Here is a 20,919-nt window from a genome sequence, read left to right on the forward strand (position 1 = left end):
GAATTACTGAAACAAGCCTCTGAGCTTCACATAGGACTCGTATAAAACGGGGTATGATGTGACGGGTGCTCCTGTTATAGAGCTAAAGTATAAGCATTTTCTATGCCGTACTTGAAAAGGCTCCTTTGGTGACAATGGGGCAAACTGGGGTGGCACCACGACATGTTAATCTCGTCCCCAAGACAATCGTCTTGGGGGTGGGATTTTTTTATTTGTAGTAATAAACATGTCGGGAGGAATATAAATGAATAAGCGGAAAGTTAGAGCTCTTTATTTAGGTGTAGTCGGACTAGCTAACATTGGAGGGTGGATTTATTTACTTGCCCTTAATCTAATTATTTTGGACAAAACAGGGTCTGTATTAGCTGTAACTGGATTATATATAATTAAACCCTTCGCTAGTATGTTAATTGGACCTTGGGCTGGAAGTATGATTGACCGTGTTTCTACTAAGCATTTGATGATATTTTTAGATTTTATCCGGGCTATTCTCGTAGCCTCTCTGCTTTTTGTAGATTCCTTATGGGTTATCTATTTGCTGGTGTTATTTATACAAATGGCAGGTGCCATATTTGAAACAAGCTCATTTACTTATATGACTTTATTGTTACCAGAAGAGGATCGAAACAAGTTTAATGCTGTGTTAACCTTTGTTCATTCGGGAGCCTTTGTGACAGGACCTTTTCTGGCAGGTATATTATTTATGCTTGCACCACTTGAATTTTCATTAGTAATAAATGTATTAATCTTTATTTGCTGCGGTATATGGACTATATTCCTGCCTAATATACTTAATACGATCCCTGAGGTGAAAAAACACCTCCACGTAAAGGAGGTGCGAGAAGATTGGTATGCTGTTTGGAACTTCAGTAAAAAATACTTATCCTTTTTCTTCATTTATATGACCTTCCAAGGGACGATGCTAGTAACTGCAGCATTAGATTCCACAGAAGTTGCTTTTGCAAAGGAGGTGCTCTTATTGACGGATGCTGCCTATGGATCCCTTGTTAGTATAGCTGGACTGGGATTTTTATTAGGCGCAATATGTACAAATTTGTTGGTAAGGTTTCTATCAGCTAAAGCAATGATGGGTGTAGGGACATTTTTTGTAGCAAGTGGATATTTTATTTATAGTCTCTCAACTTCCTATTTTGCAGCAAGTATTGGGTTTTTCGCATTATCATTCAGTCTTTCCATCGCCAATACTGGTTTTATGACATATATCCAATCACGAATTCATTCTAATATGATGGGACGCATCACTAGTTTATATGAGATGATTTCTAGTTTTGTTCAAATAGTAGCAGTCCTTCTATTCGGACTAGTTGCTAGCTGGGTATCCGTCAAAGTAGTGGTCATAGGCGGCTCCATTCTCATGCTACTTGGTTCATGTTATTTAATCCTTATTACATGGAGAATATCTAAAACAAGAGGTTTTGAAGCCCTTTGACTATTTACTTTTTTCACACGCAAAGGCTAATACAACAGGAATTCTTTGTCTTCGTTTAAATTCTTCTTCACTAGAAAAGTGTTGTCGTTTAGGATTACCTTCTCGCAATTCTAAAATAGTAAAGCCATTATCTCGTAATGCTGTAAAGTATTGCTCAATTGTACGGTGAAATTTTACAACTATGTGATCGATCCAAGGTTCTTCTCTTTCTCCATCTAGAAAATAATTGTCCACTATCCAATTCTCACGTTTCTCTCCAGATTGCTTGCTTAAAAAGGAAGAAGTCGTGAGAGGATGCTGGACACTAAATATGAATTTACCATTATCCTTTAAACTTTTATGTATAGAGTCGAATAGCTGATTTATATCTGACACATAATGTATAGCAAACCTAGAAGTCACTATGTCGTACGCTTTATCTGGGTAAGGATATGACTCCATTGTATCCTTAATCACCTTGCCATTTAACGTCTTTAAATTCGCTTTGGCTGCTTCCACCATTTTTTCGGAGCCTTCTACACCCATATATTCAGTAGCTCCATTCTGTATCAAATCCTTACCAAATGAGCCATCACCACAACCTAAATCTAGTATGGAATTACCAGTAATATCTCCTAGCATTTCAAAAATCATCGGTCCTTCAATCGCATTATTCGGGCTGTCCGAACGTTCTCTCCTCTTAAAGTAATTCGTGAAAAATTGTTCTTGGTTGTAGGCGTTAAATCCTTTATGTGACATTAAATAACCTCCATTTAGTTATAGTAATATAGCGATGCATCAAAGTGTTGAGAATAGGCAAAGAATGATACCATAAAAGAATAAAATATCAGCACTTCGAGTTAGAAAGAACAGGTGAGTTATGAAAAAAAAGAAAACTACTCTCTCCAAAAAACAATGGATCTTAATCGGTGGATTTCTGTTCCTTATATTCTTTTTCTCAATAAACCAAGACCTAATTAGTATCCTTTTAGATGGAGATGTAGATAAAGCCAAAACATTTCTAGATAAAAATATTGCTTATGCATTGTTTTTTATGGCATTGGTCATGGTGATACAAAACTCTTTTACTGTTTTTCCGCTAATATTAGTAATTACTATAAATATTGCATTGTTTGGTTTTGTAAATGGCTTTTTATGGAGTTGGTTTACTAGTGTTCTCGCTTCTATTATCGTTTTTTATGGGGTTCGCTACATATTCCAAAGCATGATTATTTATAAGTTTGATGCGAAAATAATCGAAAAAGTAGATGCAAATGGCTTTGCTTACGTATTCCAAGCAAGACTCTTTCCTTTTGTCCCAACTAGCCTCGTAAATATTTTAGCTGGACTTAGTACGATCCGAATTTTGCCTTTTACAATTGCTACTACTTTTGGCAACTTCATATACTTCTTTATCCTTGCATTAATCCCTGCTGGCATTTTATCCTCTGATTTAGATGAATATTTGATTCTAAGCATTATTTTTGTGACTATTGCTCTTTATTACGTTATAAAACTCATCAAACATAAACGTAAGCCTGTTTCGGATTCTGAAAATGTAAAATAACTTAGCCACCAATATATATGCATCACTTGAGGATGGTCCCTCCTATTTCCTGAGACCATCCTCTTATTTATTTTCCTTGTGCTGCAATAGAAACTGCTTTATTACAAAGCCGAGACAAAAATGGCTCTCCCGTGAGATAGGGTCACCACACAATGTATCATGGGCTATCACGCCCCAGCTTCTTTTCCAGGATCCTTCTTCAGCAGTTAATAAGAGAGGTTCCTTCTGGAATTTGCTTAATTGTTCAAAAGATAAGTTATCTATACTTACATATTCTTCAATCTTTCGAAAGCACAATATTAATTTGTTGCAAACTTCCTTTGAATTCCTCTTTTTGCTGAGTTGAGTTGAACATGAACATTAGATTGTCCTCCACTTTATAACCTTTAAACCGTGGAAATATACATATTCCAATAGGCTTCAAGCTGTTTTTCCTGGAAGATGGTTAAGCTACTCATACTAAGTATCTCTTCTTTTAAGACCTGAACCTTGTCTTGCTGCTTTATATTATAAAAGCTCTTACCAAGTTCAACTCGTAATCTGTTTTTGACCGATAAATTGCCAAAAGGATCGAAATAAGAGTCAATCCTAGATTTATCTTTTACACCTGTATAGGTAAATCGTTGGTAGTAATTTAACCCCTTCTCTAGCTCAATATATCTTTTAATAGCTTCGGTATCCGTGATTGTTCCCTTTAAAAGCTCTAGCTTAACTTCTAACAGCTTTACTTCACTTGTATAATCATGTTCTCTTAACGTATCTAGATTTTCTTCTACCCATTTCATATCTATTTCATGATTAGCTTGCAAACCTAGTATATTAAAGGAACATACGGCGTAAGCGTCATTAACTTCTTTGTGCTGACTAATTTCCTCATTAGTTGGATAACCAAATTTAGATGGCTGTATAATTTCCATGGAAGCGTTATTGGATAATATACTTTCAATATCTACCTTGTGCTTATGCTCAACTATGATTAATATAGTTTTTCCTGGATGACTATCCACAATTGACTTAATACTCATCGCCTGCATATAGGTTCTATACTGAAATAATCGTCTCGCAAAATCCTTTTCCCCTGATGATTTCGTTTGTATCCATTCATTATTTTGTTTTATAACTTCTTTGCGTTCTGAGTAAAAGAAATCTTCCTGTAAATTAGAGAAAAAAGTGAATTTCTTGAGGGAGTTTTCTCCTCTAAAAAAGGCTGGCTGATCACTATCATTTATACCGTATGCTAATAGTTGATCATTCGAAGATGCATTCCAATCAAACGGAAAAATAGGTACGCTTTTTTCAAGTGCATAAGGTAATATTATTTCTTTTTGCTCGTAAGCATATTCCTGTAAATCCATACGTGCATATTTTTCAGGGGTCCTTTGAATTCCTATTAAATCAGGATTTACTCTATCAAAAAATGCGCGATAAACGGCAGGTTGACAATCTCTAGAAACGAGCTGATAAGCATGATTTACCCCTAATATGATTAAATTAGATTTCAATGAGCCCTACCTCCTTCACAATTACATTACTTAAATATTCAGTAAATTTTTGGAATATACTTATTTTAACATGTTTTTGTTAACTATTTAGATTCAATTTATTTTATTTTTTATAAGTGTAGATTTTCCTTTTCCAACCATTTGCTATAATAAAAAAGAAGGAAAAATCCAATCGAATATAGGAGATTATAGCTATGAAACTTGCCATAATTACAGATATCCATGGAAATGAACTTGCCTTAAAGGCAGTTTTAGAGGAAATTGATAGACAACAGAATATCGATGAGATTTGGTGCCTTGGTGATATGATTGCCATGGGTCCTGATACGAACGAAGTATTAGATTTATTATTTTCTCGACCAGATATCCAAATGATTACAGGCAACCATGATGAAGCCATACTTTCGCTCAAAAAAAGGGAGGGTCATCCGGAAAGCTATAGCCATACGTTCGAACATCATTCATGGATTGCTAATCAGTTAAGTCAGAAAAATGTTGAAAGACTTACAAGCCTCCCACGTGTACTGGAAAAAAATTTAAATGGTATTCGTATACTCGGCATCCATTATCATATTGAAGAAGAAAAAAGATGTGCTCATATTAAGGACGAACCTTTTCATAGTATCTTAGAAGGCACTTTAGAAAATATGGAGAAAATGTATTCTACCTATCCCGCAGATATTATCTGCTTTGGTCACCATCATCCACAGCATCTTTTTTCAAATGAAAAACAAATCTACTTAAACCCTGGTGCTTTGGGGGTGTCAAAAGATACTACAGCTCCTTTTGCAATTATAGATGCTTCCTCTAAAGAACCATCTATATTAATCCGTCATGTAAAATATGATAAAAAAGCCTTTCTGAAAAAATTTGAGGAATTAGAGGTTCCTCAAAGAGAAATTCTATTTAAGTTGTTTTATGTGAATCAATAAATATTAACTATACAGAAAGACCTTAATCTCCTGAACTACTGTTTAGGGGATTTTTATATATATCATTTTATTATTAAAAAATGATAATAAAATGATTAACTTTTGTTATATATCACTTTAAAGTAATAAAGTGTATTGACCCTATTCTGAATAGTTTTTATAATTAACACCAATCTGTAAGGATGGAGGAAAGAGAAATGAAAGAATTTATGAGTAAATTACTTACTGGGATGAGCATTGGAATTGTTGTAGCTCTCATACCAAATGCTTTACTTGGAGAGATATTAAAACTATTAATACCACATTTTCCGTTTTTACAGCCATTATTTGATATAACCGTTTACTTAATGAGTATGCTTTCTATTTTAATCGGGATTATGGTAGGTATTACTTTTAAACTAACCCCTATTCAGACAGCTAGCGTTGGGTTAGCAGCAATGGTCGGTAGTGGGGCAGTCATGAAAACTGCTGACGGTCTTTTTGCATTGAATGGGATCGGGGTTGTTCTTAATACAGGAATTACGGCAGCTTTAGCAGTATTATTTGTGACAATGATTGGAGATAAACTAAAAGCCTATGCAATTCTTCTCATACCAACACTTACTATTATGATTCCAGGAATGGTCGGTTATCTTATATTGCCATTCATGAAAAAGTCTACTGGTTTATTAGGAGAAGGAATTGCTTATCTGACTACCTTACAGCCGGTAGTGATGGGCGCAGTAATTGCTGTTGCATTCTGTCTAATTATTTTATCGCCTATTTCGACGGTAGGTGTTGCAACTGTTATTATGCTCTCTGGAGTCGGTTCAGGTGCAGCCAACTTAGGGATAGTGGCAACCGGGGTCGGATTGGCAATTGCAAGCTACAAAGCAAATAATTTAGGGACTGCATTAGCACATGTACTCGGTTCCCCTAAAATCCAAATGCGTAACTTTTTTATGAAGCCAAAAATTGTTTTTCCGATGGTTATTAGTGCCGCCATATTGGGAGGATTAGCAGGGGTCTTAAATATACAGGGTACTCCCATGAGTGCAGGCTTTGGCCTATCTGGTCTCGTAGGCCCACTAAATTATATTAATCTAGCTGAAGGCGGTTGGAACCTAAAGAATATAACTATTATGCTTAGTACCTTTCTTATTCTTCCGATTGCATTAAATGTAGGATTGATATACTTATTCTCACGTAAACTTAAAATGATTAAAGCCCAGGATTACAAGCTCGATTTTGAATAAATTAGTTTCAGATAAAGAAAAACATGGGATCACTAATCCATAAATTAAAAGACATGAAATCAGCAACTTGATTTCACGTCTTTACTTAATTTATTTATATCGACCAAATAGATCTTGTACGATGGTATAAGACTCTTTTAAGCGCTCTTCGTATTCAGGTAAATCCCACTTATCCCAAGTATAGCTTCTTAGCTTTGGTAAAACACTTGTTTCCATGGAGGGAAACGTATCCTGAAGAATGTCTTGCTCATTCAGTAACAAGGCACCTACAAATATTTCATCTACAAACTTGCTTGCCTCTATTCCGTCCTTGTATAAATCCCCCATGAACTCTTTTTGACTAGGGTCTTTGGCACGTAGTAATAGCCAAGGAATTCTAAGCTCGATTTTACCATCGGCTATGTAATAATCCGCTAGTGAATTATAATCACTAGCTTCTGGATTTCCATTTCCCCGTTTTAGCTTTCCTGCTTCATAGGATTCAAAGGGAAGCGTTGTTTTTTGTTGCGGCAAGTATAGTTCCTTATTTAAGGCATATTGCTCTTTTACAAATTTCCCGCTATCCAATGAAGGAGTTGCTGGCTTTGGCTTTAGTAAGTTTAATACATGACCATATTGATAGGAGAAAAAGTCGTAATATTGATCGACTAGTAAACGAGATTCACTTTCCTTTAAATTTACTATAAAGTCTATCCCGTTCGTAAAAGATATATTAGGCAAGCCTTCAAACTTAGTATTTCCTTGATCCGGAACGACATCTAGAAGAATCAAAGGATACCCAGTAAATGACGTATCATAATCTAATCTTATATATAAATATCTTTCATCATGGTCTACATATAAAGATCGTATACTTCCGTCTTTCTTTTCATAGATTGGCTTCCCCTTCCATTCCTCTGTTTTTCCATCGACTCTAATCTTATGGCGATCAAAGCTCAATAGACCAAACTGTTGCTCATTAGTTTGCGCATTGGACCAGTAAGGGCGTCTATCTGGATTATCATAGTCCACGGTATTCCACGTACGCTTAAACCATTCATCTTGCCAGGTGAAAACTAAGCCTCCTAAGAGCTTTTCTGCCATAATATCTTCAAATAGACGGCTAATTATTTTACCCTGCTCCTCTTCGGAATGAAAACCTTGATTCCAACCAAATGGATTTTTATGCGTTAGCCCCCTAGAGCCTGGCACTCCAAATTCCGCAATTAGTATTGGCATACGATGCACCTCGTGTAGCTCTTTTAAGTAAGCAGCATAGCTATTAAATTCACCACGGTGATCTACAAATTTTTGATAGGACTCCTCATAATTAAAGAAGTCAGGATAATAGGGGTAGACATGGTAGGAAGCGAATTGCTCAGTTAGCTTCATTTCATTTTTTGTGTAGATGACGTTAGGATCTACACCTACCAGATCCTCCTGTTCAGCTGGCTCTGCGGGATGCTCTAAAATATCCGTTGTCACCCAGTTGGTAAAGCTCATTGGTCTTACCCAGTTATAGCTCCCTTTTTCATACTTAACGATAGTATCCATTTGCTCTGCCAACCAATATTCAAAGGGCCTTGCTCCCTTCGTCTCAAAATATGTACCGTCATACTCTCCTATGGAGCTGTGCTTTTCATTTGTATTTAGTACCATGTAAGGATACCATTCGATGCCTAAAACCCATCCTGCGATATACTCAGACACATCAGCGTTGTAAACACCCGAAGCATGCCCTGGCCTTTCTTTGACTATTTTGTTTCCATGGATAACATCGACAATTGTCTTCATTTCCGTTTGAAACTCTTTCAAATTTTCTTCCTCAAAAGCGTCTAATGATTCCTCCAGCTTTTCTTCATTGATCCAAACGCCATGAAGAACATAAATTTTATTTTCATGTTCCTCGTTATAGCGTTTCAAGGCATTATAAAAGCCGGGAGGATGTAATGTATAAACGCGCACCATGTTAGCGTGCATCTCCCCTATTTGTTTGAACCAGCGATAATATTCTTCCTCGGTAATAGCTGCTTCACCGGGAAAATAGCCTGGTTTTCCCATGCCGATGTTTACCCCTTTAATGGTTAAGGGCTTCCACTGGTCATTCTCATACACTTCAAATGTTTCGCCTTTTACTCTAGCGTTATAGCCCAAGCCATCTTCCATGTTGGTCCCCTCACTTGTATGGAAATCTTCCAATATTACCTCCATCATAGGAGCATACGTAGACCAGTAAAAAGCATTATCAGCAAATCTCTCAGCAAATTTATAGATGTTTGCTAGCCCCTTTAGCTGATAAAAAGCAGGAACCTTTGCTACATCATTGAAGTCACCTGCAAAATAATAACTAGATGAATTTGACTGTTCTCTTACCAAAACTGCAGCAAATTCTGTTGGGATTGAATACTCCTCAAGTAAACTCTTACCCGCCTCTGTTAAATCCCATTGATAATTAGCTAAAACCTTTGTTCCCTCTTGCGGCACTACTATGTCAAACCAATATTTGTAATCCGCACTTTTCTCGAGATCAAATTTGGCTTTTCCATCCTTCGTAAAGGATACTTGAATTCCTTTTTCGCCAAAATGCTGATCACTTTCTAAAACAATGACATCATTTTTGTCGTTTACTAACACAAATCCTTCTCCGGTGTAGCTCCAATCTTCTACAGAGTCATACACCCAATTTGGAATCTCTTCATTGCTAGTTGGATCCAAATCTTCAAAATATCTTCCTGTCCAGCCAGTCCACTGGAGTCCTAAATAATTTTCCACACTCTCTCTAACTGGAGGTTCAGTAGGATAGGCAAAAGTATTAAATTCCGCGATTAACAAGCTTTTGTCTCGATCATTTAATCTCTTTAGAATATTGTTCCACTCTTCTTGCTCCAGTCCGCCATAAGCTTCGCTACTACCCTCATGAACACCGTAAGTATCAGCCAAGTAAATGACATCATAATTCGAATAGTCATCAGGCAATGCCCGTATTTTTTCCTTATTATTTGGCGTAAACCCAAAGTAATCGGATGATGCATCATATGCTTCATCACCATTCGAATATTTTAGATGATTGAGTAGCCAAGTTAGTCCTAAATGCTCTCGGTAAGAATCATCTGATACTGTCTTATCAATAATGGCGATACTCACCTTTTCATTTGGTTCTAAAAACCACAGCATAATTGGTAGAAGTAAAATACAGAGGATAGCAATACAAACTAAATAAAATCGTTTCATCTCCACTATCCTTTCTGCGATAAGCCTTTACGCTGCATAGTTCCCCATACGTTTTTACCTAGTATAAAATGGAGCAGCCCTTCACATCTCCAAAATAACGTTAACGGCTTGTACCAAAAGATTTCCGAAAGGGATACAACGATTAACCTAAATACATCTCTAACTTTCGGGAATGCATTTGTACTCCATGCTTCTAATAATATGGATAACGCTGAAAAAATGGCTCCATAAACAACAAATAACAGCGCAAGAAGTATAGCAATCTCGTAATAGATATCTCCTAAAAAGAAGGCAATAACAATATAAATATATCCTCCCAATTCAATAACAGGTCCCAAGCATTCGACAATCCAGAAGTAAGGAAAAGAAATCATACCGATTCCTCCGTACTTTGGATTAAAGGTCATTTTTCTATGCTTCCACAAGCTTGTTATTAACCCCTGGTGCCATCTTCTTCTTTGCTTCCTTAACGTTGATAGGTCTTGAGGAGCCTCCGTCCAGCAAACCGGATCAGGCACAAATTCAATGCGTTTCTTTGATTTTTTTTCTTTAAGTAGGCGGTGAATTTTAACGACCAGCTCCATATCTTCTCCAATATTATGCTTGGAATATCCACCCGCCTCTATGACCCATTGCTTGGAGAAAACGCTAAAGGCTCCAGATATAATCAGTATTAAATTAAATTTACTAAGTGCAATTCTTCCCATAAGAAAAGCTCTTAAATATTCTACAACCTGCATCACAACTAAGAAGTTATTCGATAGACCAGTTTTAAATATAGATCCTAATTGAATATCTGATCCATTTGCTATTCGAATATTACCTCCCGTTGCGATAACTTCACCGTTAGATAAAATAATAGGTTTCATCACCCGAAGCAAAGAAGTCTCTTCTAGGATAGAATCTCCATCAATAGAGCAAAAGTAAGGGTATCTCGAGACATTAATGCCTGCATTTAAAGCGTCAGCCTTTCCTCCATTTTTTTTATTTACCAACAGTAAGTTGGGGTGTATAACTGATTGATAAATATCGATTATAGGCTCTGTAGACAGCTGATCTCGTATAATTTTTGTTATCTTTTTCATTTTAAATTGTTCAATTACCTTCTGCTGAGTGGCATCGGTAGACCCATCATTTACTACAATTAATTCTGTTTGTGGATATCGCAGACTTAAAAGAGAATGGATGCTATCAATCACACCTGCTTCTTCGTTGTAAGCTGGGACAATAATCGAGACGGGCTTTGAATAAATCACATCTATATAATCATCGTCTAATTCATCCTTATCGAGTTTGGATTGCTTTTTTAGCTGATGGAAAGCCATGAAAAGCATAATACTATACGTTAAAATAACGATGACCATATAAAACAATATGATTCCGGCAAAAAACAAAAGTATATAATCTAAAATATTGGCTAAGCCCATTATGGTTTAAGTCCTTTCCCTAGTGCCTCATTGGCCATATCAATTGCATACCGATCACTTGAATGCTCTATATACTCTTCTAGGCTAGTCCTGCCGCTTTTATCCCTCATCATTGTTTTAGCAGCCTGAGAGCGGACCCACCACGATTCATCCTCTAAAAGTATTTCTAAATGAGGGAGCGTATAAGAAAGTGGTAAAAGCTGAAACAATTTAGCTACCATTAGCCTTTCCTCCCAAACTGGAGATTTCACAAAAGCTAAATAATTTTCTGGATTATTAATAAATCCAATCTCATAGATCGCCCTAAGGGATTTTATTCGAATCTCAATATCCTCTTGCTGTAGTTGTACTTCTAGATGAGGCAAATACTCTATATCTCTTTTAAGCCCCAAGGTATCAATTAAGGCATAGCGGCATGTTTTAGGTAAATCTGTAATTTTATCGGTTAATGTATCCAAAAGCTCTGCCGGAAGATTTAAAAGTAGTTTTTTATACTCATATTCTGACAGTTGAACATTACTGATCAGGATATGCTGTAAAAATAAATTCTTATTAAATAGCGAATAGATTTTCAAAAGCTGAAAGTATTCTTCTCTTGAAATCCTCTTTTTCCCGAGCTTTTCGCAATCTTTTTCAAGAGAATCAATCTTGAAATCTTCTATATGAAACATAGCATTCATTCGTTTACTCCAGCTTTTACTTTGCAGAAGTTTCAAATAGAAGTCCTTTAAGTATTCATTAGAAAATTGACTAATTTTCTCTTGAATGGATTCGTTAGAGAGATTCTTTAAGTAGGTCGAAAATATTACTTCTATGCCTATTATCTCTTCTCTACTTTTAGGAATGACCTCCGGATTAAAGGGTACCCCTTCTATTAAGAAGCGACGCCAATTCTCTTCATGCTTGCTGACATAAGATGCTATTTCCGCTTTTATCTTTACTTCTTTGACTCTCTTTATAATTAAGTAAAGACCGATAGAAACGAGTAACAATGTTAAGAGACAGATCAGTAGAAGGACAAACTTAATGGAAATTTGAATCATAGCCATAACCTTTCAAAAGTCCTTCTTATCTGTGCCTCAAAAAGTCTAATATTAAATGGTTTTATCAAATACTCATCTACCCCTATTTCGTAGGCATAGAGCATGTCCTCCTCCGATTTCTTCTTGGTCATCATGTACGTTATAAATCGTTGTTCATTAGGGAGCTGTTTAACCATATGCAAAACTTCGAGCCCATTTTTTCTAGGTAAAATATCGTTCATAATGATGATATGTGTATGGCTAGAACGATACCAATTAGATTCTAAAAAATCATACCCATCAGAGAAAGCTTTTATCTCTAATTCGAACATATCAACATTCATATTTTCCATGGAAGAGCTTAGGACATTCCGAAATATTTCATTTTCCTCTAGAATACTAACCTTAATTTTTTCTATGTCTTTTTCTTTAAATTGTGATATGTATGTTACTTCAAAGGGACTTCCAGTACTAATGACCTCATCTAAAGCTCTGTTTCCAACCTCTAATAATTCCTCAAACTCTACGCGATTGTTCCCTATCTCTATAATAGTTGCCGATAGAGTCAGAGAAGAGACAATGTTAGTGTCTGCAAACAACCTATTAAGAAAGGCTTGCGCTTCCTCCTCGCCACTTTGGGATAGTATGATACACCATTTATGAGGCTCCTTAAGCTCAAAAAGAAAATCAGTTTTTCTAATTTTGCTTCCAAGATAGGATGTTAAATCCTCTTGCTGAAATCCTAACCTTTTAAAAGAAGCCGATAAAAAAACAGCAGTAATTGTCGTACGAGAGCGAACAACATTTGCTTTTAAAACGTTAAAAAAATCTTTTATTTGATCAAAGGCTTGTTTAGAGTCATACTCGCCGTTATGTATAGTTAAGCTCATTTTAATCCCCCTAAAATTTTCCATTATTTTATTTTTGTTTACAAATAATATAATTTTACCATTTATATACCCAATTTATAGAAGATTAGACAATTTAAAATTTTCAATTGAGTAATTTCTCACAAATGTTATTTAATGATGGATTGTTAAAATCAGAAAAGGGTTATTACTCGGAAGAAAGCTTTAATAATCTGGCAGAGTATGAACGTCACTTTTTCGCATCTCGAAGGTTATACTTGTTAATCAATTATGTAAGTACATTTTTTAAGGCTTCCTCAATATCTGTTTCTAGGTCATTTTTGGTTAAATCATATAGTGTACCTGAACCTTCAGAATAACCACCAAAGTAATACCACAATTGAATGGTATCTGCATAAAAATCATCCTCTAATTTTGGACTATCATAATCTATCGCTATTTGAGAACGATACTCTTTTCTACTCACAAACTGTATCAATTATAATTTTTGTGAGGTCTTTTGGACTACTAAATATAAAGTTTGTTCTTGGAGATGCCTTACATTACTTTGTAAAAGAAGCAGATTTGGTATTTTCCTTGCAGAAGATGAAGAACCTGTACATGGTGGACAAGTATATTGAAAAAGTTGTCAACGATCTGATTAAAAGAGGGTTTTCAGAAGAAAATGCAATGGAAATAGCTTTTAATAGTTATATATTAGACGACTATGACTTGAGAGACTCCTATCTAGCTATGTAATTTGATAATGCGAAGTGGTTCATTATTAAGTAGGTAGCTATAAAAATTTATGATATGATTTCAGGAAGGTGGAAATACTTTCCTTAAATTACATATAGGAGAGGGTCTAGTGAATAATGCTATCGACGAAAATTTAGTTAAATTAAAACAACGACTGGATCCAATGTTAGAGGAAACCAATGCTAATTATAAAAAGGTAAAAAACAAAAATGGGTTTGAAAAAATGTGGCTGCCTTTATTTGTGTTTTATCCTTTCAAACAAATCGTTTCTTTAATTACATTTGGACATAAGGGAATGAAGGTATCGAAGACTCAAGGGATAACGGGAGCTGTAGCTTTTCTCAGTACCGTAGTACCGTTCGCAACTGACTGGATTGATAGCTGGACCAATATTCTTAAGAGTTTTAGTTGGTGGCAGATAAGTTTGGCCGTTTTCTCTTTGTGGTATCTAGTAACTATAATCTATACTTTTTTGCAGATGCCCAATTGGAAGAACAAAGATTTATTCCATATTGATGCTTATCGATTGTTCAGACCTAATGAGTACGCGATTGTTGAACCTTTTCTCGGAATGAACTTTACAATAGAATCTATTAAAGATTTTATGTTAAGAAATAGTAACGAGAGAGCGATACAAGAAATTATGAAACTCAGTGAAGTGGAAGTATCTGCATTAGAAGATGAACTGGAGCAGCAAGATGCATTAATCTTTAAGTATGAAGAGAACTTGATATTCTTAAATGACATCTTAATAAAACTGAATGAAAACATTCAATTCATAGCAGATGGTAGTTTAAAACCACATCACCTGTACATTATGAACTCTAATTTTTGTGCTTACCAAGTAAAGGATGATCAGTTTACTTTGATTACAAAAGAGTATCCTCGAAGAGATTTTAAAGAGGCTTTTCATGTGAACGATACAGACACTATGAATGAACCGTTTGTTAAATGTTATTTACAAGAGAGTGTCTTCTATGAAGATAATGAGTCTTACAGTTATAAAATCTATTTACCTAATTTAGAGATTTACTGGATAATTACATATTATCCGGAGCTCGATGATGATTCTACATTGCAAGCACTTCTTCAAGATAGTATACTGAAAGTAGAAGAAGGAAGTATTCTTAAAACAGCTAATTTACTAGTATTACTTGAATCTCATTGCAAGATACTTAGTGAAGGATCTAAAACTAGCTCTTATAAGGAGGTGTCTAAAGATGAATAAGCCAAGACAAGTTGATATTGCGAAAACATCAAAAGACAATTCTCTGGAGAGTTATATTGAAGTAAAACGTCTTGAAAGAGAAAAGAAGATAAAAGCTCGGCATAGCAGAACTGCTAGATATAGAGAGAAAGTCAATAGTTTAGTGAAAGCATAAAAGGAGCCCCCTGGCTCCTTTTTTCATTTAGTACTCTTTTAACTTTTTACGAAATGCTGCAGTTCTTTCTTTGGATTTCTTGCGCTCGGTTTCTCTTTTCTTTCTGTTCTTGACCACTATATCCTTTATAGTAGGAGGTTCTTGCTTCTTCATAGATTCATACTCCTTTTTATAGAAGTATGAATCTATGAGGAAAATTTTAATCATTAGCAAGTAATTTTTGAACCAGAATATGAAAAGAGGTATTCTAGGTTATAAATCTGTAGAGCTAAAATATTATCGTTTAAGGAGGACAATTCACTTGAAATGTTCTAACTGTAATAATGAGAGGAAAATAAAATTTATAAGCAAAAACTATAAAACAAATGAGGGTAAACAAGTAACCGTACATGGTGTGCCAGCAAGTATTTGTGAATGTGATACGTATGTATCAATTCCAACTATGCTTTTAATTGATAAGTATTTGAATGAACATCATATAGTTAAAGAAGATCTATCTTACGTCTATTTTGATAGTATTAATATCTGACTCAAATTTTAAAAATCCAGCGCACTAGAACATTTAACATGAACTAGTGTGCTGGATATTTAATCTAGTTGATTTTCTTTAACTTATCTTTGTAATAACCATAGAAATCCTTATTCTTCATCATCGTTTCACCAATTATTCGGTGTATGGCACCTTTTAAAAACATCTCCATCGCTCCTGGTTTAGAGGGGAGTGTTTTTATTACAGATATTATTGATCTGCTCCTCCTCTTTCAACAACAGCCATTAAATATTCGTCCACTCCAAATGAGTAACTTTTAAAAGAGACAACAAAATCTTTACTTACTCCATGTTTTTCATATACTATTTTTGCTAATTCTTGATATGCCATACCGATTTCCCCCTTTTTCATTAAAAAAAGTAATGTTATTAAATCAGTAGTAGCCAGGTTTGCTAGATACTATACATCCTTTATGGATGGCTTAATTTTTCTCTTTTTAAACTAAAAAGGTGAGATGAAATACTATGACATTAAAATTAAATAAAAGGTCAAATCTGTAGACCATTCTCTAAAGACTTAATAAAAAGTCTTTGGATTTTTCTAAGCTTTCATGATTTTTCGTCAAGGAAAATACTAAAATAGCATTGTTGATTTCGTTTTCAGAGTCCTTTAACAACCCCTTTTTTTTGAACAATATTGCTAGCATATAATGAGTTTCGCCTAACAAATAGATAAGATGGCGAGTTTGCGAATACAAAAGAACTTCTTGAATTGTTTCCAAACTCACTTCGAACTTTTTTAGTTTGAACATTGTAAGAGCATAGTTATATCCCACTCTAGGAAACAATGTTGAATCATCTATAGCATTTCTGTTTTTAATCTTATTAAAAATAACTTTGTATATCTTATGTGCATTTTCATAATCCTTTAAAGATATATATATTAGTCCCATAGAATTTAATATCCCAAAGTCAATTTCGGAAACTGCATTTTTTAATTTCACAAGAGGTTCTAAAGTTTGTAATGCTCTTATAGGATCATTCTCATGTTTGTGTAAAATGATTGCTCTATGCATTAGAATAAACTTCCTAAACTCTATAGAAGTATAAATAGAATCAACTCTACCCAATAACTCATTACACTCTTCCAGTGCTGTTTCTAGGGAAGAATAATCCTCGGCATAGGTCAACTCTCTGCATGTTTTTTTAATTTTCTCCACTTCTTCATTCAAGGGAAATAAGGATTGAAAAGGAATTTCTAATTTCATACAGATATCATTTAAAATTTCAAGTCTAGGTAGTTGTTTGCCTTTTTCAACTCTGTAAATAGTAGTATAATCACAGACATTTTCTGCTAGTTCTTTCATAGACATGCCTTTTTCTCTTCTAAAATGTGCTAATCTTCTCCCTAGTTCTTCCATCAATATACCTCCTTTTTTGTCGAAATATTGCATAACATCCTATATCTTATAATTTTATAATAACTTATATTAGTAATTAAGTAATAAAAAAGGAGGGGAAAAGAAGGATAAAATGAAAAAAACAAGAATAATCATATCTTTGTTACTTGCCCTAGGTTTCTTTAGTATTTCAAATAGCTACACTGATAGAACAGTATCAATGGAATCTTTTATTACTATTCAAGAAGATGAACCGTTAGATGGAAAACACTAAAGTAGAAATTTTAGTAACTCTAATAAATGTATCTTTATTAAATGTAATTAAATTTAGAATATTTAATTATAGATATATCCTTCCATGGTATACTAGAGGATTTTAATAAGGAGGCGTTTTCTTTGAAAGTAAAATTTTTAAATTTAAGATTATGGATTGCAGTAGGTAGTGGTTGGTTACTTGTAGGTATTTTAATGTTTGTGCTCTTAATATATTTTCTACAAAACGATATAGTAAGAGGTTTCGGTTTATGGATTAGCCCTATCTTACTTCTAATTATGATTGCTAGTGCAATGCTTACTGGATTTTATTATAGGATAAGTAGAAAAAATTATTTAATTATTGATGATTCTTCTATATCTGTATATCGCGGTCCCATTTTATCTAGGCAAACGATAAATACTTTAGACATTAATGAAGTATATACTAACGAACGCCAGATAATCATTTACTTGAATGATAGGAAAAAGATAAAATTGGGAAAATCCTTTATGTCTGCTAATGAAGCATCTCAAATTGAAAAAATGCTAAAAAAAACGGTTAATAAAAGTAAAAACCACTTAACACAAAAATAAACTATTTGGAAAAATGAAAGGGATGAAAAATTCATGAAAAATATTAGAACATTAAAAGTCGTTGTAGCAGTAATGATATTCTTTTCAATATTCGCATCACCTATTTCAACAGCTTTAGCAGCAGAGAATACTGTCCTTCAACTTGAGAATGGTGAGAGTTATAAAGTAAACGATTCGAAAAACGAACGAGTAGTTGAATCGATTAACGGAAATGTATATACCAAGGTTACTTTTGATAAATTAAGCAATGTTATGACAATCGAGGAAGAAGGAAAAGAACCATTAGTTTTAGACCTTTCTACATCTGGCAATGAACAGTACCAAACCAACAATCAACAAATAGCTGCTGCCACTACTTACCAACATACTCTACTTAACTATGAATATGAAGTTGACCAAAATAAATCCCCTAACGTTTGGGAACTTAGAAGACCAAAAGATAATATTGTTAACTATTGGTATAAAACTGTTAAACAAACGTCATCAAATAAAGCTGATCTTATTGCATTTAGAAATGCAGTAGAAGATTTAAACGCAGCTGAAATTCATTTACTTGCAACCATTACTATAGGAATACCTGTTATGACCGTGTTGGCAGCAGTGTTCTCTATTGTGACAGCTGGTACTGGTGCTGCGCCTGCAGCAATATTGATGGCACTTGGTTTAACCGGTTCTGCTCTTAAAGCCAGTCTTAATATGGTAACAGCAGCTAGTGATGCACATTTTTATTACTTTGAAGTATAAAGACTAATCTCTCTTTTCACTTCGAAAAAAGGTATACTCAGAACCAATAAGAGTATACCTTTTTTATTTTTTAAAACCACATTTACAGTTGGCGCATAAAACAAACAGGATGAATTTAATATGTTATATAAACTCCCCAAAAATCTCAGGCTTCCATCTATGAATTGCATGACGTTCTTTTTCGAAGATTTTCTCTAAGTATATCATGGTGGTCTTTTGATCCTCATGCCCCAATGAACGACTAATATCGTTAAGACTGATGCCATGCATATTAGAGATTAAATATATTCTCTTTTCTATGGAAAGAAACAACAAACACTAGACAGTGTAAAAAAGAATACATAATAGAAACCTCGATAGACCATATACATCTCTTATTCGCACCGTTGCTCCTTCTTGGCCCATTCTTCTTGACTTGCGTACTTTATTTGGTGTCACATCTCTCGTTCTTTTCCCTTCCCTTATAGACCTATTACGCTACTCGTACCTGTCCTTCTAAACCGAAGGTTTTACTGATCGCTCCGCTCCTCCAGGAAATGCCCGAAACCACTGGGGAATTGAGATTTCGGAATATATGAACAAAAAAACATGTACGAATCAAAAGATAAACTAATTGAACTGTGTAAAATTGTGAGCAGTTAAATTGATTAAGATGATTTTTTTGAACTGTATAGTTGTTGGGCCGAAGAAGAAAGTATATCTAGCCTCCATTCAAAATCCCACTAGTCGTTTTGGCGTCGACGAATGGGACCTCTATTTCAAATTATTTTAATGGAATCCAAATTTCTGAATAGCAATCTGGACTGAATGGATCATCCTCTGTATACCTTTCGAACTCTGGAGTTCCTGCATGTTGATATCCGTTAGCAGGGAACCATTCAGAGAAAATTTGTTTCCAAACTTTTGTCATTGCATCAGGCATTGGACCATGTACTTCAAAAACACCCCATTTAGAAGCTGGAAGTTCGATTACTTCAAATCCTTCTTTAACGTCACCTGCATATTCTGTAGCAACCCAATAGTCAATTTTCTCATGAGGTTTTTCTACACAAATACCGAGCATTCCTTTAATTTGTCCATTATTAATTTGTACTAGCTTGTCAGTAGTGCCATCCCCATTTAATTCATCCCACATTTTAGGAATTCCGATTAAATTTCCCTCATTCTCAAGTAAAAATTCTTTTTTTATACCTATTGCTTGAAAGCCTTCACGTTCTACGATTTGATATTTCATTGGTTCTGCCCCTTTCAACCTCACCTCTATCACGAGGCGGTTATATGATTTGATCTTGCCAATATTTTTTCTAGCGTCACTTGGTGAAACCTCATGCTGACGCCTAAAGGCTTTTGAAAAAGCCTCAGGAGTATCATAGCCGTACTTAAATGCAAGGTCGATAATCTTACTGTCTGTTCTTTTTAACTCATCTGCTGCCAAAGTCAATCTTCTCCGTCGAATATATTCACCTACTGAGGTTTCTGTTAATAATCCAAATGCTCGTTGAAAATTGTATGCAGAAGAGCTTGCTTCCTTTGCAATGTCCTCTATCGAAATTTCTTCTAATAAGTTTTCTTCGATATAGTTAATTGCTTTTTGTAACGATTCTAACCAAGTTGACATGCTATTTCCTCCTTATTTAAATAGTAAATTTATTTCACTTTAAATACCTGTCTTTAAATGCTCGGTTCTGTCAGAATTTATTTCTATAAATAATTTTATCTTTTAATTCACCAAAATAAAGGGGCATCCTAAAAGTTACAGGGAAGTAAAACTCTTAAGTAATGTGAAATAAAGAATCTACTAGCTTTTCACTGGGAGGCAACGTGTGCTGTTTTAGCAGGAATCCCACAAAGATTGCAAAATGCAGCGTTCGAAATCCTTCAATCATTCGCTGGTGAGAATTCGATGGGGCGTTTAATGAGTGGAATAGAAGAATTGATAAAAAAAGATGCACTTAAAGTAAGGGGGGCTTTAGTAAAAAACAATAATAAAAGGCTATGTTAAAGGTTATGGTTGATTTAGGATGCAAAGAAATATTAAATCAGAGAGTAGAATTGATTTCCGCCCCAGCCGGACGCTTTCCGTGGGGTGAGCGATAAGCCATCACCCGTCGCTAACGCGCGCGG

General features: G+C 34.8%; 19 protein-coding genes and 1 other annotated feature (1 of these 20 cut by a window edge). Of the genes, 8 read left to right on the forward strand and 11 right to left on the reverse strand.

Going from position 1 to position 20,919, the window contains the following annotated elements:
- Positions 1 to 182, forward strand: a binding site (T-box leader); it begins 79 nt to the left of the window's first position.
- A 62-nt stretch (positions 183 to 244) separates the two neighbouring features.
- Positions 245 to 1,450 carry an MFS transporter gene (locus Q0371_RS00505; RefSeq protein ID WP_298466879.1) on the forward strand — a complete coding sequence of 402 codons (1,206 nt, stop codon included), beginning with the start codon at positions 245 to 247 and terminating at the stop codon, positions 1,448 to 1,450.
- On the opposite strand, the gene Q0371_RS00510 is transcribed toward Q0371_RS00505, so the two are convergent.
- Positions 1,451 to 2,188: a methyltransferase domain-containing protein gene (locus tag Q0371_RS00510; RefSeq protein WP_298466882.1), complete on the reverse strand. Its 738-nt coding sequence runs from the start codon at positions 2,186 to 2,188 to the stop codon at positions 1,451 to 1,453.
- Positions 2,189 to 2,309: 121 nt separating this feature from the next.
- Between Q0371_RS00510 and Q0371_RS00515 the strand changes: the two genes are divergently transcribed.
- Positions 2,310 to 2,996 (forward strand): VTT domain-containing protein, encoded by a 687-nt coding sequence (locus Q0371_RS00515; protein WP_298466885.1) that lies wholly within the window; start codon positions 2,310 to 2,312, stop codon positions 2,994 to 2,996.
- Positions 2,997 to 3,382: 386 nt separating this feature from the next.
- Here the strand turns inward: Q0371_RS00515 and Q0371_RS00520 are convergent, their stop codons facing one another.
- On the reverse strand, positions 3,383 to 4,498 hold the full coding sequence (locus Q0371_RS00520) for a hypothetical protein (RefSeq protein WP_298466888.1): 1,116 nt from the start codon (positions 4,496 to 4,498) through the stop codon (positions 3,383 to 3,385).
- Positions 4,499 to 4,692: 194 nt separating this feature from the next.
- Between Q0371_RS00520 and Q0371_RS00525 the strand changes: the two genes are divergently transcribed.
- On the forward strand, positions 4,693 to 5,430 hold the full coding sequence (locus Q0371_RS00525; protein WP_298466891.1) for a metallophosphoesterase family protein: 738 nt from the start codon (positions 4,693 to 4,695) through the stop codon (positions 5,428 to 5,430).
- Between the two features lie 197 nt (positions 5,431 to 5,627).
- Positions 5,628 to 6,665 (forward strand): PTS sugar transporter subunit IIC, encoded by a 1,038-nt coding sequence (locus Q0371_RS00530; protein ID WP_169359051.1) that lies wholly within the window; start codon positions 5,628 to 5,630, stop codon positions 6,663 to 6,665.
- Positions 6,666 to 6,755: 90 nt separating this feature from the next.
- On the opposite strand, the gene Q0371_RS00535 is transcribed toward Q0371_RS00530, so the two are convergent.
- From Q0371_RS00535 to Q0371_RS00555, 5 genes are all read right to left on the reverse strand, one after another.
- On the reverse strand, positions 6,756 to 9,875 hold the full coding sequence (locus Q0371_RS00535; protein ID WP_298466895.1) for a hypothetical protein: 3,120 nt from the start codon (positions 9,873 to 9,875) through the stop codon (positions 6,756 to 6,758).
- A 5-nt stretch (positions 9,876 to 9,880) separates the two neighbouring features.
- Complete coding sequence (locus Q0371_RS00540; RefSeq protein WP_298466898.1) at positions 9,881 to 11,302, reverse strand: glycosyltransferase; 1,422 nt, start codon at positions 11,300 to 11,302, stop codon at positions 9,881 to 9,883.
- Positions 11,302 to 12,351, reverse strand: a complete 1,050-nt coding sequence (locus tag Q0371_RS00545; RefSeq protein WP_298466901.1) for a HEAT repeat domain-containing protein — start codon at positions 12,349 to 12,351, stop codon at positions 11,302 to 11,304. Before Q0371_RS00545 ends, Q0371_RS00540 begins: the two co-directional genes overlap by 1 nt.
- The gene (locus Q0371_RS00550) at positions 12,342 to 13,214 is read right to left on the reverse strand and encodes a response regulator (RefSeq protein WP_251553549.1); all 873 of its coding nucleotides are present in this window, start codon (positions 13,212 to 13,214) and stop codon (positions 12,342 to 12,344) included. Before Q0371_RS00550 ends, Q0371_RS00545 begins: the two co-directional genes overlap by 10 nt.
- A gap of 247 nt (positions 13,215 to 13,461) precedes the next feature.
- A complete protein-coding gene (locus Q0371_RS00555; RefSeq protein ID WP_298466907.1) occupies positions 13,462 to 13,659 on the reverse strand; it encodes a hypothetical protein in 198 nt (65 codons plus the stop codon).
- A gap of 381 nt (positions 13,660 to 14,040) precedes the next feature.
- On the opposite strand from Q0371_RS00555, the gene Q0371_RS00560 reads away from it, so the two are divergent.
- Both Q0371_RS00560 and Q0371_RS00565 read left to right on the forward strand, forming a co-directional pair.
- A complete protein-coding gene (locus Q0371_RS00560; protein ID WP_298466910.1) occupies positions 14,041 to 15,159 on the forward strand; it encodes a hypothetical protein in 1,119 nt (372 codons plus the stop codon).
- The gene (locus tag Q0371_RS00565) at positions 15,152 to 15,313 is read left to right on the forward strand and encodes a hypothetical protein (protein WP_298466913.1); all 162 of its coding nucleotides are present in this window, start codon (positions 15,152 to 15,154) and stop codon (positions 15,311 to 15,313) included. The genes Q0371_RS00560 and Q0371_RS00565 overlap by 8 nt, the downstream gene beginning before the upstream one ends.
- A gap of 27 nt (positions 15,314 to 15,340) precedes the next feature.
- Here Q0371_RS00565 and Q0371_RS00570 read toward each other — a convergent pair whose 3' ends face one another.
- The 3 genes from Q0371_RS00570 to Q0371_RS00580 form a co-directional block, all read right to left on the reverse strand.
- Positions 15,341 to 15,466, reverse strand: a complete 126-nt coding sequence (locus Q0371_RS00570; protein ID WP_298466915.1) for a hypothetical protein — start codon at positions 15,464 to 15,466, stop codon at positions 15,341 to 15,343.
- A 586-nt stretch (positions 15,467 to 16,052) separates the two neighbouring features.
- Positions 16,053 to 16,193 carry a hypothetical protein gene (locus tag Q0371_RS00575; RefSeq protein ID WP_298466917.1) on the reverse strand — a complete coding sequence of 47 codons (141 nt, stop codon included), beginning with the start codon at positions 16,191 to 16,193 and terminating at the stop codon, positions 16,053 to 16,055.
- Between the two features lie 178 nt (positions 16,194 to 16,371).
- The gene (locus Q0371_RS00580) at positions 16,372 to 17,223 is read right to left on the reverse strand and encodes a helix-turn-helix transcriptional regulator (RefSeq protein ID WP_298466920.1); all 852 of its coding nucleotides are present in this window, start codon (positions 17,221 to 17,223) and stop codon (positions 16,372 to 16,374) included.
- A 375-nt stretch (positions 17,224 to 17,598) separates the two neighbouring features.
- On the opposite strand from Q0371_RS00580, the gene Q0371_RS00585 reads away from it, so the two are divergent.
- Together Q0371_RS00585 and Q0371_RS00590 are read left to right on the forward strand one after the other, a co-directional pair.
- The gene (locus Q0371_RS00585; protein ID WP_298466924.1) at positions 17,599 to 18,051 is read left to right on the forward strand and encodes a hypothetical protein; all 453 of its coding nucleotides are present in this window, start codon (positions 17,599 to 17,601) and stop codon (positions 18,049 to 18,051) included.
- Between the two features lie 33 nt (positions 18,052 to 18,084).
- Complete coding sequence (locus tag Q0371_RS00590) at positions 18,085 to 18,795, forward strand: geobacillin-26 family protein (protein ID WP_298466927.1); 711 nt, start codon at positions 18,085 to 18,087, stop codon at positions 18,793 to 18,795.
- A 763-nt stretch (positions 18,796 to 19,558) separates the two neighbouring features.
- Here Q0371_RS00590 and Q0371_RS00595 read toward each other — a convergent pair.
- Complete coding sequence (locus Q0371_RS00595) at positions 19,559 to 20,413, reverse strand: GyrI-like domain-containing protein (protein ID WP_251553550.1); 855 nt, start codon at positions 20,411 to 20,413, stop codon at positions 19,559 to 19,561.
- Between the last annotated feature and the right edge of the window lie 506 nt (positions 20,414 to 20,919).

The organism is uncultured Psychrobacillus sp. (assembly GCF_938022135.1).
Classification (GTDB): domain Bacteria; phylum Bacillota; class Bacilli; order Bacillales_A; family Planococcaceae; genus Psychrobacillus.